The sequence below is a fragment of the Isoptericola sp. 178 genome (assembly GCF_030586525.1).
In the GTDB taxonomy this organism is placed as follows: domain Bacteria; phylum Actinomycetota; class Actinomycetes; order Actinomycetales; family Cellulomonadaceae; genus Isoptericola; species Isoptericola sediminis.
Window position 1 is genome coordinate 26,207 of sequence record NZ_JAUQYN010000002.1, and the last position, 14,416, is coordinate 40,622.

The window sequence follows — 14,416 nt, forward strand, 5'->3', positions numbered from 1 at the left end:
GAGGCACGGTGGAAAGGCGTGGGGCGGCTTGGCGGCGGACCGTAGAATCGGACGGTGACCACCCCCGAGAATGCCGACTCCGCCGTGTCCGACGACCTGCCCGAGCAGCTCCGGGTCCGCCGTGAGAAGCGCGACCGGATCATTGCCGAGGGCGGTGAGGCGTACCCGGTCGGCCTGCCGATCACGCACACGATCGCGCAGGTCCGTGGTGCGTACGACCACCTGGAGGCGGGGCAGGAGACCGACGACGTCGTCGGTGTCGCGGGCCGCGTGGTGTTCCTGCGCAACACCGGCAAGCTCTGCTTCGTCGCGCTGCAGGACGGCGAGGGCAACCGCCTGCAGGCGATGCTCAGCCAGAAGGTCGTCGGCGCCGAGTCGCTGAGCGCCTTCAAGGCCGACGTCGACCTCGGCGACCACCTGTTCGTCCACGGCCGGGTGGGTTCCTCGCGCCGGGGGGAGCTGAGCATCTTCGCGGACTCGTGGCAGATGGCCTCCAAGGCGCTGCGGCCGCTGCCGGTGCTGCACAAGGAGCTCTCGGAGGAGGCGCGGGTCCGGCAGCGGTACGTCGACCTCATCGCCCGCCCGGCCGCGCGGGACATGGTCCGGCTGCGCGCCGCCGTCGTGCGCTCGCTGCGCGAGAACTTCCACGCCCGCGACTTCCTCGAGGTCGAGACGCCGATGCTGCAGGTCGTCGCCTCGGGTGCGTCGGCGCGGCCTTTCGCCACGCACATGAATGCCTATGACATGGAGCTGTTCCTGCGTATCGCGCCGGAGCTGTTCCTCAAGGAAGCCGTCGTGGGCGGCGTGGAACGCGTCTTCGAGATCAATCGAAACTTCCGCAACGAAGGTGCGGACTCCTCGCACTCGCCGGAGTTCGCGATGCTCGAGGCCTACGAGGCGTACGGCGACTACGACACGATGGCGGCTCTCACGCAGGATCTCGTGCAGACCGCTGCGCGAGAGGCGCTGGGGACGACCGTGGTGACGCTGCCCGACGGCGAGGAGTACGACCTCGGTGGGGAATGGGCGCACCTCACGATGTACGGGTCGCTTTCCGAGGCGATCGGTGAGGAGATCACGCCGGAGACGTCGGTCGAGCATCTCAACGAGCTCGCCGAGAAGGTGGAGATCTCGATCGACCCGAAGCAGATGATCCACGGCAAGCTGGTCGAGGAGCTGTGGGAGCACCATGTCGGCAACGACCTGTACGCGCCGACGTTCGTGCGGGACTTCCCCGTCGAGACCTCCCCGCTGACGCGTGCCCACCGCACCACCCCGGGTGTCGTCGAGAAGTGGGACCTCTACGTGCGCGGCTTCGAGCTCGCCACGGCCTACTCCGAGCTCGTCGACCCGGTCGTGCAGCGCGAGCGCTTCGCCGAGCAGGCACGCCTCGCGGCGGCCGGCGACGACGAGGCGATGGCGCTCGACGAGGACTTCCTCACGGCGATGGAGTACGCCATGCCGCCGGCCGGCGGCATGGGCATGGGGATCGACCGACTTCTCATGGCGCTCACGGGTGCGGGAATTCGCGAGACGATCCTCTTCCCCCTGGTCAAGCCCACGCACTGAGGACGACGATCATGGATACTTTCTGGGCCGTCGTGGCCGGTCTCATCCCTTCGATCGGGGTCGGCCTGCTGTTCTGGTTCGCCATGCGCAAGATCGTGCGTGCGGACCGCAATGAGCGGGCCGCGCAGGAGCGCTACGAGGCGGAAGCGCGTCGCGATGAATCGTCGCCGTTGAATGGTTGACCCGGGTTGCTATTGCATTCCCCTCGTGGCGAGTTGACATTCCATTCTTGATCGGTGCATCCTGAAAAGGTCATTGCATTTCGGTTCCTGAGAAGGGTGGCAACGTGGTCCAGAAGACCCAGGTCGTGCTGTTGGATGACATCGACGGCACCGAAGGTGACGAGACCGTCACTTTTTCGCTGGACGGCGTCTCCTATGAGATCGACCTCACATCGGCACATGCGTCGGAGCTGCGTGAGTCCTTCTCGAAGTGGATCGGGCACGGCCGCAAGGCCGGCCCGAAGGCAGCGGGACGCGCCGCCGGCCCCCGTCGTGGCCGGACCGACCGTGCCCAGCTGCAGAAGATCCGCGAGTGGGCGCGCGAGAACGGCCACGAGGTGAACGACCGCGGCCGCATCCCGGCACGCATCCTGGAAGCGTACGAAGCGGCTCACTGAGCCCGGCATCGGCTGCCCTCGCCCCGATCGGTTCGTTCCGGTCGGGGCGCGGTGCTGTCCGGGGAAGACCGCGCCCGCTCCTGAGGTGCGCGGTGAGCACCGGCCGCGGACGCCTACCCTGGACCCATGACCACTCCGAGCGCCTCCGTGCCGCTGTGGGTCGGCACCTACCCGTCGGCCGGGACGGCGGCAGGCAGCGGAGAAGCGGTGTGGCGCGTCGACCTCGACCGGTCCGACGGCTCGCTCGGTGCGCCGCGCGTCGCCGCCGAGGTCCCGTCGCCGTCGTTCCTGGCCCGGCACCCCTCCGCCCCGGTCGTCTACGCGGTGACCGAGACCCCTCACGGGAGGCTGACGGCACTGCGCGACGTCGGTGACGGCACGCTCGAGGTCCTCTCGTCCGTCGGCTCCGGCGGGGACGACCCCTGCCACGTCGCCGCCGCGGACCGGACGGCCTGGGTCGCGAACTACGGGGACGCCGTCGCCGCCGCGGTGGGCCTCGCCGAGGACGGCACCCCCGTCGCGGACCACCGCTCCCTGCACGCCGGGTCCGGCACCGGACCGGTGACGGACCGGCAGGACGGCCCGCACGCGCACCAGGTGACCGTGCTCGACGGCGAGGTGCTCGTCACGGACCTCGGCGCCGACGTGGTCCGGCGCTACCCCCTCGACCCCGCACCGGGCGACGGCGGCGTGCTCGCGGACGACGGCGGCTCCGTCGCCGCGTGGTTGCCCGCCGGGACCGGGCCTCGCCACCTCGTCGTCCTGCCCGGAGGGGCGCTGGTCGTCGCCGGGGAGCTCGACGCCCGGCTCCACGTGCTGCTCCCCGCCGACGGTGCCTGGCACCACGCCGGGAGCGTGCCCGTCTCGCCACGGGCGATCGCGGGGGACGCCTTCCCCGGGCACGTCACGCTCAGCGCCGACGGCCGTCGCCTGCACGTCGGGGTGCGCGGACCGGACCTGCTGGCCGTGCACTCGGTGTCCGGCGACCGCACCCCGGAGATCGCGCACCTGGCCGACGTCCCGCTCGGCGAGGGCTCCTGGCCGCGTCACCACGAGGTCTTCGCCGCGACGGACGGTGCCGAGCTCGCGGTGGTCGCGCTGCAGGGCACGAGCGAGCTGGCCACGGTGCGTCTCGACCCCGCGACCGGGGCGGGTGCGGTCGTCGACCGCGTCGCGTGGGCCACCCCGCCCTCGTGCGTGCTGGAGGCCCGGTGAGCGCGGACCGCGGGGGGCCGCGGGTCGCGATGATCTCCGTGCACACCTCGCCGCTGGACCAGCCCGGCACCGGGGACGCCGGCGGGATGAACGTGTACGTCCTGGAGCTGTCCCGTGCCCTGGCGCGCCGGGGGGCCGAGGTGGAGATCTACACCCGGGCGACGTCGTCGGCCCAGCCCAAGGTGGTCCAGGCGGAACCGGGTATCCGGGTCGTGCACATCGCCGCGGGTCCGTACGAAGGGCTCGACAAGAAGGACCTGCCGGCCCAGCTCTGCTTCTTCAGCGCCGGGGTGCTCCGGGCCGAGGCGCACCGACCGCCCGGCTGGTACGACGTCGTGCACTCCCACTACTGGCTGTCCGGTCAGGTCGGCTGGCTCGCCGCCGACCGGTGGGACGTGCCGCTGGTGCACACCATGCACACGATGGCGCGGGTGAAGAACGCCGCCCTCGCCCCCGGGGACACCCCGGAGCCGCACAGCCGGGTCATCGGCGAGGAGCAGGTCGTCGCGGAGTCCGACGCGCTGGTGGCGTCCACCACGGAGGAGGCCGAGGACCTGGTCCGCCACTACGGCGCCGACCCGGACCGCCTGCACGTGGTGGCGCCGGGCGTCGACCTGGACGCCTTCGCGCCGCTGGAGCCGGCACCGGGGGAGACGGCGGCGCAGGCGCGGCGTGCGCTGCGGGCGCGGCTCGGGCTGCCCGTCGACCGCCCGCTGGTGCTCTTCGCGGGGCGCGTGCAGCTGCTCAAGGGCCCGGACGTGCTGGTGCGCGCCCTCGGGGTCATGGCCGACCACGCGGCGACGGTCGCCGATCCGGACGCCCTGCGGGACGGCGGCGGGTCGCGGGTGCCGACCCTCGCGGTGCTCGGTGGCGCGAGCGGGCGTCCGACGGCGGTGCGCGAGCTCGAGGCGCTGGCGTACCAGATGGGGGTGACCGACCACGTGGTGGTGCGCCCCCCGGTGTCCCGCGAGGAGCTGGCCGACTGGTACCGGGCGGCGGACGTCGTCGCGGTGCCGTCGCACAACGAGTCGTTCGGACTCGTGGCGGCCGAGGCGCAGGCCTGCGGCACGCCGGTCGTCGCGGCGGCCGTGGGCGGGCTGCGGACCGTGGTGGTCGACGACGTCTCCGGGGTGCTCGTGGACGACCACAGCCCGTGGACGTGGGCGGCCGAGCTCGGCGCGCTGCTGGGCGACGACGAACGGCGGGAGCGCCTGGCGGCCGGGGCGCGGCGCGCGAGCGAGCGGTTCTCCTGGGACCGTGCGGCGGCGGCGATGCTGGACGTGTACTCCCAGGCCGCGAAGGTCCGCCGCACCCGCTGAGCCAGGACGGAACTTCGCGGGTCAGGACCCGATCCCGCGAGGCAGAAGAGGTAGCGCTCACGTGCTGACCTGCGCAAGGATCACCGGCACGACGCTCGATGCGGCGGCCGCTCCGGCCCTGACGCGACGACGCGGTGGTCGGCTCACCGTCGTCGTCCTGCTCGTCGTCCTGGTCCTCGGGGTCGCGGGCCGTCGGTGGGGCTCGTCGACGACGCAGTGGGCCGAGGGCCGGGTCCAGCTCGTCGGCGTCGACCCGCCGCGGGACCACCACGTCGTGGTGCTGCACGACGAGGACTGGACCTACGCGTTCGCCCGGGGCACGGTCCGGTGGATCGATCCCCGGGGACCTGGCACGAGGACGGCGACCCGACGTGCGTCGTCCGGCCGGACGGCGGTGGGGTGCGGTTCGCCTGGGAACGTGCCGACGTGGAGGACGTGTCCTGGCGCGTCGTGGTCCTCGTCGACTGCCGCTCCTGACCGCGCCGTCGCACCCGGCGGGAATGCCCACGGACCGCGGGAACGTTGCCGCGGGCATGGCGATCACCGGAGAGTACGTCCCCAGCCCGTCCGAGTTCGTGGCCAACCACGTCGAGACCTACGAGTCCTCGGGCGGCACCGAGGGCACCACGATGCGCGACAAGCCGGTCATCATCCTGACGACCGTCGGCGCGAGGTCCGGCAAGCTGCGCAAGATCCCGCTGATGCGCGTCGAGCACGACGGCGACTACGCCGTCGTCGCCTCGATGGGCGGCGCCCCCCAGCACCCCGTGTGGTTCCACAACATCGTGGCGAACCCGCGCGTGGAGCTGCAGGACGGGCCGGAGAAGCACGCGTACACGGCCCGCGAGGTCACCGGCGAGGAAAAGGCTGTCTGGTGGGAGCGCGCGGTCGAGGCGTGGCCGGACTACGCCGAGTACCAGAAGAAGACCGACCGCGAGATCCCCGTCTTCGTGCTCGAGCGGGACTGACCCGTCGTCCTGCCGAGCCGTCAGCACATCCTGGTACCCCGGTGTCCGAGATCCGGCCCGGGCTGCAGGCGGACGGCCCGGCAGGGCAGGATGGGGCCATGACCTACACCCTCGTGCTGCTCCGCCACGGCGAGAGCGAGTGGAACGCGAAGAACCTCTTCACCGGCTGGGTCGACGTCCCGCTGTCGGAGAAGGGCACCGAGGAGGCGAAGCGCGGCGGCGAGCTCCTCCAGGAGGCCGGCCTGACGCCCGACGTCCTGCACACCTCGCTGCTGCGCCGTGCGATCTCGACGGCGAACCTCGCCCTCGACGTCGCCGACCGGCACTGGATCCCGGTCAAGCGCAGCTGGCGCCTCAACGAGCGCCACTACGGCGCCCTGCAGGGCAAGGACAAGAAGCAGGTCCGTGACCAGTACGGCGAGGAGCAGTTCATGCTCTGGCGTCGTTCCTACGACGTGCCGCCGCCCGAGATCGAGCTGGGCTCGGAGTACTCCCAGGACGCCGACCCGCGCTACGCCGGCGAGCCGATCCCGCGGACCGAGGCGCTCAAGCAGGTCCTCGACCGGTTCCTGCCGTACTGGGAGTCGGCCATCGTCCCGGACCTCCAGGAGGGCAAGACCGTCCTGGTGGCCGCGCACGGCAACTCCCTGCGCGCGCTGGTCAAGCACCTCGACGGCATCGACGACGAGACGATCGCCGGGCTGAACATCCCGACGGGGATCCCGCTGGTCTACGAGCTGGACGAGGAGACGCTGAAGCCGACCAACCCGGGCGGCACCTACCTCGACCCGGAGGCGGCCAAGGACGCCATCGCGGCCGTGGCCAGCCAGGGCAAGTAACGGCGCCCGACACGACGACGGAGGGGCCCTTCCCACTGCGGGAAGGGCCCCTCCGTCGTCGGTGCGGCGACGCGTCAGACGTCGGCGGGCGCGTGGATCTCGGCCTCGAAGTCGCCCGTCACCAGGTAGGTGATGCGACGCGCCACCGACACGCCGTGGTCGCCGAACCGCTCGTAGTAGCGGGCCAGCAGGGTGACGTCGATCGTCTCCTGCGCGGTGCCGGTCCAGTCCGGCGACAGCGTCGCAGCGAACGTGTCCTGGTGCAGCCGGTCGATGACGTCGTCGCCGGCCTCGATCTCCGCGGCGAGCGCGACGTCCCGCGTGGAGAGCAGCTCGGAGGTGCGCCGCGCCACGAGTCCGGCCGCCTCGTTGATCGCGACGAACGTCTCGCGGGCGGCGTCCGGCACGGCCAGCGCGGGGTAGCGTCCGCGGGCGACCTCGGCGACGTGCCGGGCGAGGTCACCCATCCGCTCCAGCGTGGAGCTGATGCGCAGCGCGGTGATGACCACGCGCAGGTCGGTGGCGACCGGAGCCTGCTGGGCGAGCACGTGGACGCACCGCTCGTCCAGCTCCCGCTCCAGCCGGTCGATCTCGTGGTCGGAGGCGATCACGTCCTGGGCGAGCTGGTGCTCGCCGTCGAGCAGCGCCGTACCGGCTCGCGTGATCGCCGACTCGACCAGTCGGCTCATCTCGACCAGACCGTCGCCGATGTGCTTCAGCTCGGCATCGAAGATCTCTCGCATGGGTGTCCTCTCGAAGATCGGTGCTGATCAACCCTCACAGGTGCCTCGGACGGCGAAGTGAACGTGACGCGGGCTCCAGGTGAACAGTGGGCGACGCGTCAGGGAGCAATTGCTGCCGTGGCACGGCAACGACCCCTCCGAGACCTAGGCTGGCACTTGTGGAAGGAATCATCCAGGGTGTCACGGCGGTCATCGCCGGTGGTCTCGGCGTCGTCGTCGGGCTCGTCGCTGCCCTCGCCTTCCGCCTCTCCGACCGTGCGCAGCAGCGGGAGGCCGAGTCGGAACCCGGTGCGCTCGACGAGGGCCTGGTCCGCGTGCTGTCGGTGCTGCGGTCCGCCGCGGTCGTGATCGACGACGACGACGACGTCGTCCGGGCCTCCCCGCCGGCGTACGCGCTCGGCGTGGTGCGCAACGACGCCCTCGCCCACGAGACCGTCGTCGAGCTGGTCCACGAGGTGCGGCGCGACGGCGTGATCCGTGAGCGCGAGCTGGAGCTGCCGCGCGGTCCCATCGGCTCCGGCACCGTGCTGCTGCAGGTGCGGGCCGCGCCGCTCGGGATGGACAACATCCTCGTGCTGGCCGAGGACCGCACGGAGGCCCGCCGGGTCGAGGCGATCCGGCGCGACTTCGTCGTCAACGTGTCGCACGAGCTCAAGACGCCGGTCGGTGCGCTCGCGCTGCTGGCCGAGACCGTCCAGGACGCTGCCGACGACCCCGAGGCCGTCCGGCGGTTCACCGAGCGGATGCAGTCCGAGGCGCACCGGCTGTCCGAGCTGGTGCACGAGATCATCGAGCTCTCCCGGCTGCAGGTGGCGGGTGCCCTGCAGCAGATCGAACCCGTCTCGGTGGTCGACGTCGTCGACGAGGCCGTCGACCGCGCCCGGACGAAGGCGCAGGGCAAGAACATCGCGATCACCGTGGGCGGGACGTCGGAGAGCATCGTGTTCGGCGACCACAACCTGCTGGTCACCGCGGTCCGCAACCTGCTGGACAACGCGGTCTCCTACTCCGGCGAGAACACCCGCGTGGGGGTCGGCGTGCACGAGCGCGACGGCCTCGTGGAGATCGACGTCGTCGACCAGGGCGTCGGGATCTCCACCGAGGAGCAGCAGCGCGTCTTCGAGCGCTTCTACCGCGTGGACCCGGCCAGGTCCCGGGACACCGGCGGGACGGGACTCGGACTGAGCATCGTCAAGCACGTGGCCGCCGACCACGGCGGTGACGTGCGGGTCTGGTCGGAGCCGGGCAAGGGCTCCACCTTCACCTTGCGCATCCCGGCCGCGGACCTCGCGGCGGGTGCGCTGGACGCGTCGGCCGCCACACCGGACGGCGGACCGTCCGACGACGGTCCGGCCGGAGCCCCGCCCGACGGCGGGGCGTCCGGCGGCAGCACGGACGGGTCCGACAGCGGCCCGTCGACCGCCCCGGGCAGCTCCGCGGGCGGACCCCATCGGCACGGTGCCGGAGACGGCCCGAGGAACGAGGAGGTAAGCGCGTGATGCGCATCCTGGTGGTCGAGGACGAGGAGTCGTACCGCGACCCGCTGACGTACCAGCTGACCCGCGAGGGCTACGACGTGGTCGCGACGGCCGACGGCAACGACGCGCTCGAGAGGTTCGACGACGGCGGGGCCGACCTGGTGCTGCTCGACCTCATGCTGCCGGGCCTCAGCGGCACCGAGGTCTGCCGTGAGCTCCGGCAGCGCGGCGACGTGCCGATCATCATGCTCACGGCGAAGGACTCCGAGATCGACAAGGTCGTGGGGCTCGAGCTCGGGGCCGACGACTACGTCACGAAGCCGTACTCGTTCCGCGAGCTCCTCGCGCGCATGCGGGCGGTGATGCGGCGGCGCGGCCCGGGGGGCGACGCCGGCGCCACGCCCGACGACGACGGGGAGTCCGTGCTCGAGATGGGTCCGGTGCGCATGGACGTGGAACGGCACACGGTGGCGGTGCGCGGCGAGGCGGTCTCCCTGCCGCTCAAGGAGTTCGACCTGCTGGAGCTGCTGCTGCGCAACGCCGGCCGGGTGCTGACCCGCGGCCAGCTCATCGATCGTGTCTGGGGCGCCGACTACGTGGGCGACACCAAGACCCTCGACGTCCACGTCAAGCGCATCCGGTCCAAGATCGAGACCGACCCGAGCGCGCCGTCCCTGCTCCTCACGGTGCGCGGTCTCGGCTACAAGTTCGCCGACGCCGAGGGCTGAGGCGGAGCGAGCTCGCGAGTGCAGCCGCCGCCCGACCCTCGAGCCCGAGGGCTGAGGCGGAGCGAGCTCGCGAGTGCAGCCGCCGCCCGACCCTCGAGCCCGAGGGCTGAGGCGGAGCCCCGGACGCCCGGTGTCCCAGGGTCCGACGGCTGTTCATCGTTCGTTCATCTGCTCCTGGCCGGCGAGCCACCTCGCCTGCCTAACGTTCCCAACGAACGCCGGCGGCCGCCGGTGCCACCACCGTGTGAACAGGATGGAACGACTCGTGAACCTCAGCCGATTCACCCGTGCCGGATCTGCCGTCGCCGTCGGCGCGCTGGCTCTCAGCCTCGCGGCCTGCGGCTCGGACCCCGAGCCCGCGGGCTCCGCCGGCGACGAGAGCACCGAGACGACGGAAGACTCCGGCGACATGGAGGGCGGCCTGTCCGGCACGCTCTCCGGCGGCGGCGCCTCGTCGCAGGAGGCCGCCATGAACGCCTGGCGCGCCGGGTTCCAGCAGGCGAACCCTGACGCGACGGTGAACTACGACCCCGTCGGTTCCGGCGGCGGCCGCACCGGTTTCGGCGACGGCTCCTACAAGTTCGCCGGCTCGGACGCCGCGCTGGACGACGAGGAGCTCGCCGCCGCCGAGGCGCAGTGCGGTGAGGGTGGCGTCATCGAGTTCCCCGGCTACGTCAGCCCGGTCGCGGTGGCCTTCAACCTCGAGGGCGTCGACTCGCTCAACATGGGCCCGGAGACGATCGCGAACATCTTCCTCGGTGAGATCACCTCCTGGGACGACGAGGCGATCGCCGCGGACAACCCGGACGCCGACCTGCCCAGCACGCCGATCACCGTCGTGCACCGCTCCGACGAGTCGGGCACCACGGAGAACTTCGAGGAGTACCTCTACACGGTGGCCCCCGACATCTGGACGGCCGAGCCCTCCGGCGTGTGGCCGGTCGACGGCCAGGAGTCGGCGCAGGGCACCTCGGGCGTCGTGGGCGCCGCCCAGGCCGGCGAGGGCACCATCACCTACGCCGACGCCTCCCAGGTCGGCGACCTCGGCACCGTCGCGGTCGGTGTCGGCGGTGACTTCGTCGAGTACTCGGCCGAGGCCGCAGCGGAGGTCGTGGCTCAGTCGCCGCGGACCGAGGGCACCAGCGAGTACGTCTACACGATCGACCTCGACCGCGACATCGCGGGCACCTACCCGATCGTCCTGGTGTCGTACAGCCTCGCCTGCACGACCTACGATGACGAGGAGACCGCCGAGCTGGTCAAGGGCTTCCTCGGCTACGTCGCCAGCGAGGAGGGCCAGCAGGCCGCCTCGGACGCCGCCGGGTCCGCCCCGCTGTCCGACACGATCCGCCAGGCCATCATGCCGGGCATCGAGTCGATCTCCGCGGGCTGACCAGGTTCATCGCCTGAACGGCCGCCGGCGGCCGGGTCGGACGCTCGCAGCGTCCCGCCCGGCCGCCGTTCCGGCCGTCCGGCACCCGAGCACGTGACGAGACCAGTGCCCAAGCACCAACGAGGGGTCCCTGTGACGACCACAGTCAGTCCACCGGCCAAGAGCTCCCGGCGCCGCCGCAGCGGCAACACCGACCGGGGCTTCAACCGCGTCTTCCGATGGATCGCCGTCGGAGCCGGCGCCACGATCCTGGCGGTCCTCGCGGCGGTCGCGCTCTTCCTGATCTCCGAGGCCTGGCCCGCGATCACCGCGAGCCCCGAGGAGCTCGCCGCGGGGGTCCCGCGCTACCCGGAGGACACCTCCCTGCTGGCGTACCTCGGACCGCTCGTGTTCGGCACGGTCCTCGCCGCCGTGCTGGCCCTGGTGCTGGCGGTGCCCGTCGCGATGGGGATCGCGCTGTTCATCTCGCACTACGCGCCGCGCCGGCTGTCCCAGGTCCTCGGAGCCCTGGTCGACCTCCTGGCCGCGATCCCCTCGGTCATCTACGGCCTCTGGGGCTTCTTCGTGCTGGCCCCGGTGCTCACGCCGTTCTGGACGTGGCTCAACGAGAACCTCGGCTGGTTCCCCCTGTGGGGCGGCCAGGTCTCGCCGACGGGCCGTTCGATGGCCACGGTCGGGGTCGTCCTGGCGATCATGATCCTGCCGATCATCACGGCGGTGTCGCGGGAGGTCTTCCTGCAGACCCCGAAGCTGCACGAGGAGGCGGCGCTCGCGCTCGGGGCGACCCGGTGGGAGGTCATCCGGACCGCGGTGCTGCCCTTCGGCCGCTCGGGCGTCATCTCCGCGTCGATGCTGGGCCTGGGCCGGGCGCTCGGGGAGACGATGGCCGTGCTGATGATCCTCTCGCCCGGGTTCACGTACACCCTCGACATCCTGGCCGCCGGCCAGCACCAGACCATCGCGGCCTACATCGCCGCCGACTTCCCGGAGTCGACCGGTCTCGGTGTCAACACGCTGATCGCCGCGGGACTCGCCCTGTTCGTGATCACGCTGGCCGTGAACATGACGGCGCGCTGGGTCGTGGCGCGCCGCAAGGACTTCTCGGGAGCCAACTGATGAGCGTCACCACGCAGAACCCCGGACGAGGCAGCTCGGAGACCGCCCGACTGCTCTCCACGGTGGACCCCGGTCGTCGCCGGACCGACCGCGTCATGCAGGTCCTGATCTACACCGCCTTCGGCCTGGCGATGATCCCGCTGGGCTGGCTGATCTTCACCGTCGTGGCCCAGGGCGCCGACCGGATCAGCCTCGACTTCCTGTTCCAGTCGATGCGCAACATCTTCGGCGGGGACCCGCGCGGCGGGATCTACCACGCGATCCTCGGCACGGTCGTGATCACGGCCCTGGCGACCGTGATCTCGGTGCCGATCGGCATCCTGACCGCGATCTACCTGGTCGAGTACGGCAAGGGCTGGCTGGCCCGCTCGGTCACCTTCTTCGTCGACGTCATGACGGGCATCCCCTCGATCGTGGCCGGCCTGTTCGCGTTCTCGCTCTTCGCGCTGATCTTCGGCCCGGCCGTCCGCATCGGCGTCATGGGGGCCGTGGCCCTGTCGGTGCTGATGATCCCGGTCGTGGTGCGCTCCTGCGAGGAGATGCTCAAGCTCGTGCCGAACGAGCTGCGGGAGGCCTCGTACGCGCTCGGCGTCCCGAAGTGGCTGACGATCGTCAAGGTCGTGCTGCGCACCTCCGTCGCCGGGCTGACCACCGGCGTGCTGCTCGCGATCGCCCGGGTCATCGGCGAGACGGCGCCGCTGCTCGTGACCGTCGGCGTCACCGACTCGATCAACGCCAACGCGTTCGACGGGCGCATGATGACCTTGCCGGTGTTCGCCTACCGGCAGTACTCGCAGGGCAACGCCCCGTGCCCCGGTGGGGACACGGCGACGTGCGTCTCGGACATCGCCTCCCAGAACGCCTGGGGCGCGGCACTCGTGCTGATCGCCATGGTCCTGGCACTCAACCTCATCGGCCGCCTGATCACTCGCTGGTTCGCCCCGAAGCTGGGCTGACGCGCAGCCGACGATCAGCCACACTCACGAAGGAAGCTCACGATGGCACAGCGCATCGACACCAAGGACCTGAACATCTACTACGGCGACTTCCGCGCCGTCGAAGACGTCAACATGACGATCGAGCCCAAGTCGGTCACCGCCCTCATCGGGCCGTCCGGCTGCGGGAAGTCGACGTTCCTGCGGACGCTCAACCGGATGCACGAGGTGGTCCCCGGGGCCCGCGTGGAGGGCACCGTCGAGATGGAGGGCGTGGACCTGTACGGCCCGGACGTCGACCCGGTCGCCGTCCGCAAGAACGTCGGCATGGTCTTCCAGCGGCCGAACCCGTTCCCGACGATGTCCATCCGCGACAACGTCCTGGCCGGGGTGAAGCTCAACAACAAGCGCATCTCGAAGTCCGACGCCGACGACCTCGTCGAGTCCTCGCTGCACGGGGCGAACCTGTGGAACGAGGTCAAGGACCGCCTGGACCGGCCGGGCTCCGGACTCTCGGGCGGTCAGCAGCAGCGGCTGTGCATCGCCCGGGCGATCGCGATCAAGCCGCAGGTGCTGCTGATGGACGAGCCCTGCTCGGCTCTCGACCCGATCTCGACGATCGCCATCGAGGACCTCATCGGCGAGCTGAAGCAGGAGTACACGATCGTCATCGTGACGCACAACATGCAGCAGGCGGCTCGCGTGAGCGACCGGACCGGCTTCTTCAACATCGCCGGGACGGGCAAGCCGGGCCGGCTCATCGAGATGGACGACACCGCGACGATCTTCTCCTCCCCGGCCGAGAAGGCGACCGAGGACTACGTCTCGGGCCGCTTCGGCTGATCCGACCCGCCGTGCCGGCCTCGTCGGTACGCACGAAGGCCCCTGCGCTCCCGGAGCGCAGGGGCCTTCGTGCTGCGACGGGGAGCCCGTCGCCGGGGGATCAGGGCAGGTAGTCGGCGTACTCCGGCAGGGTGCCGTCGAAGACCGGCAGGTAGAACGTCTCGCTCTGCCCGGCGACCTCGAGCGTGGCCTCGAGGGTCCCGCCCGGGATGGTGTCGACCGGGCCGAGCAGGGTCTCCTCGCCGTCGGTGCCGAGGTAGACCGTCTCCTCCGCGGGCACCGGCACCGTGACGGGTGCGGCGCCGCTGGCGGTCAGGGTGAACTCGACGTCCTCGTCGCTGTTGTTCGCCAGCGCGCCCAGCAGGTTGCCGTCGCCGCCCTCCTCGGTGGCGATGACCAGCAGGTTGAGGCCGCGGACCTGTGTGTCCTCGAAGTCGACGCGCGTCCCGTCCGACGGCGCGTAGCCCATCTGGGTGGTGATGGGTGCGCAGGCGCCGAGCGCCAGCGCGCCGACGGCGACCCCGGCGGCGAGGGCGGAACGGGCGGTACGGGCGGAGCGGGCCACGTGCTCTCCTTCTGCTGGAGCGGTGCGGCGGGCTCGGGGCCCGCGCACGGGATGTCACTGGGGTGAGGGACGCGACGCGCCCCGCA

16 protein-coding genes are annotated in these 14,416 nt (G+C 71.5%); 14 read left to right on the forward strand and 2 right to left on the reverse strand.

Going from position 1 to position 14,416, the window contains the following annotated elements; all coding sequences use genetic code 11:
- Nucleotides 1–54: 54 nt before the first annotated feature.
- The 8 genes from lysS to Q6349_RS04780 all read left to right on the forward strand — a co-directional run bounded on the left by lysS (nucleotide 55) and on the right by Q6349_RS04780 (nucleotide 6,529).
- A complete protein-coding gene (gene lysS, locus Q6349_RS04745) occupies nucleotides 55–1,569 on the forward strand; it encodes a lysine--tRNA ligase (protein WP_304603114.1) in 1,515 nt (504 codons plus the stop codon).
- A gap of 11 nt (nucleotides 1,570–1,580) precedes the next feature.
- On the forward strand, nucleotides 1,581–1,751 hold the full coding sequence (locus Q6349_RS04750) for a hypothetical protein (RefSeq protein ID WP_171248414.1): 171 nt from the start codon (nucleotides 1,581–1,583) through the stop codon (nucleotides 1,749–1,751).
- A gap of 104 nt (nucleotides 1,752–1,855) precedes the next feature.
- A complete protein-coding gene (locus Q6349_RS04755) occupies nucleotides 1,856–2,188 on the forward strand; it encodes an Lsr2 family protein (RefSeq protein WP_304603115.1) in 333 nt (110 codons plus the stop codon).
- 126 nt (nucleotides 2,189–2,314) lie between these two features.
- A complete protein-coding gene (locus tag Q6349_RS04760; RefSeq protein WP_304603116.1) occupies nucleotides 2,315–3,403 on the forward strand; it encodes a beta-propeller fold lactonase family protein in 1,089 nt (362 codons plus the stop codon).
- 29 nt (nucleotides 3,404–3,432) lie between these two features.
- Nucleotides 3,433–4,722: a D-inositol-3-phosphate glycosyltransferase gene (mshA, locus tag Q6349_RS04765; protein WP_304603772.1), complete on the forward strand. Its 1,290-nt coding sequence runs from the start codon at nucleotides 3,433–3,435 to the stop codon at nucleotides 4,720–4,722.
- Nucleotides 4,723–5,049: 327 nt separating this feature from the next.
- Nucleotides 5,050–5,199, forward strand: a complete 150-nt coding sequence (locus Q6349_RS04770; RefSeq protein WP_304603117.1) for a hypothetical protein — start codon at nucleotides 5,050–5,052, stop codon at nucleotides 5,197–5,199.
- Between the two features lie 56 nt (nucleotides 5,200–5,255).
- Entirely contained in the window at nucleotides 5,256–5,690 is a 435-nt protein-coding gene (locus Q6349_RS04775) for a nitroreductase family deazaflavin-dependent oxidoreductase (RefSeq protein ID WP_171248418.1), read from the forward strand.
- A 98-nt stretch (nucleotides 5,691–5,788) separates the two neighbouring features.
- Nucleotides 5,789–6,529 (forward strand): phosphoglyceromutase, encoded by a 741-nt coding sequence (locus tag Q6349_RS04780; protein ID WP_171248419.1) that lies wholly within the window; start codon nucleotides 5,789–5,791, stop codon nucleotides 6,527–6,529.
- Between the two features lie 74 nt (nucleotides 6,530–6,603).
- On the opposite strand, the gene phoU is transcribed toward Q6349_RS04780, so the two are convergent.
- Nucleotides 6,604–7,272 carry a phosphate signaling complex protein PhoU gene (phoU, locus tag Q6349_RS04785; protein ID WP_304603118.1) on the reverse strand — a complete coding sequence of 223 codons (669 nt, stop codon included), beginning with the start codon at nucleotides 7,270–7,272 and terminating at the stop codon, nucleotides 6,604–6,606.
- Nucleotides 7,273–7,430: 158 nt separating this feature from the next.
- Here phoU and Q6349_RS04790 point away from each other — a divergent pair, with 158 nt between their 5' ends.
- From Q6349_RS04790 to pstB, 6 genes are all read left to right on the forward strand, one after another.
- On the forward strand, nucleotides 7,431–8,771 hold the full coding sequence (locus Q6349_RS04790) for a cell wall metabolism sensor histidine kinase WalK (RefSeq protein ID WP_304603119.1): 1,341 nt from the start codon (nucleotides 7,431–7,433) through the stop codon (nucleotides 8,769–8,771).
- Nucleotides 8,768–9,478, forward strand: coding sequence for a response regulator transcription factor (locus Q6349_RS04795; protein WP_171247018.1), 711 nt, complete (start codon nucleotides 8,768–8,770; stop codon nucleotides 9,476–9,478). The genes Q6349_RS04790 and Q6349_RS04795 overlap by 4 nt, the downstream gene beginning before the upstream one ends.
- A 265-nt stretch (nucleotides 9,479–9,743) precedes the next feature.
- Nucleotides 9,744–10,871 carry a phosphate ABC transporter substrate-binding protein PstS gene (gene pstS, locus Q6349_RS04800; protein WP_369810853.1) on the forward strand — a complete coding sequence of 376 codons (1,128 nt, stop codon included), beginning with the start codon at nucleotides 9,744–9,746 and terminating at the stop codon, nucleotides 10,869–10,871.
- A gap of 132 nt (nucleotides 10,872–11,003) precedes the next feature.
- A complete protein-coding gene (pstC, locus tag Q6349_RS04805) occupies nucleotides 11,004–11,987 on the forward strand; it encodes a phosphate ABC transporter permease subunit PstC (RefSeq protein ID WP_171247020.1) in 984 nt (327 codons plus the stop codon).
- Nucleotides 11,987–12,943: a phosphate ABC transporter permease PstA gene (pstA, locus tag Q6349_RS04810; protein ID WP_304603121.1), complete on the forward strand. Its 957-nt coding sequence runs from the start codon at nucleotides 11,987–11,989 to the stop codon at nucleotides 12,941–12,943. Before pstC ends, pstA begins: the two co-directional genes overlap by 1 nt.
- A gap of 42 nt (nucleotides 12,944–12,985) precedes the next feature.
- Entirely contained in the window at nucleotides 12,986–13,765 is a 780-nt protein-coding gene (gene pstB, locus Q6349_RS04815; RefSeq protein WP_171247022.1) for a phosphate ABC transporter ATP-binding protein PstB, read from the forward strand.
- A 100-nt stretch (nucleotides 13,766–13,865) separates the two neighbouring features.
- On the opposite strand, the gene Q6349_RS04820 is transcribed toward pstB, so the two are convergent.
- On the reverse strand, nucleotides 13,866–14,330 hold the full coding sequence (locus tag Q6349_RS04820; RefSeq protein ID WP_304603122.1) for a hypothetical protein: 465 nt from the start codon (nucleotides 14,328–14,330) through the stop codon (nucleotides 13,866–13,868).
- Nucleotides 14,331–14,416 lie beyond the last annotated feature (86 nt).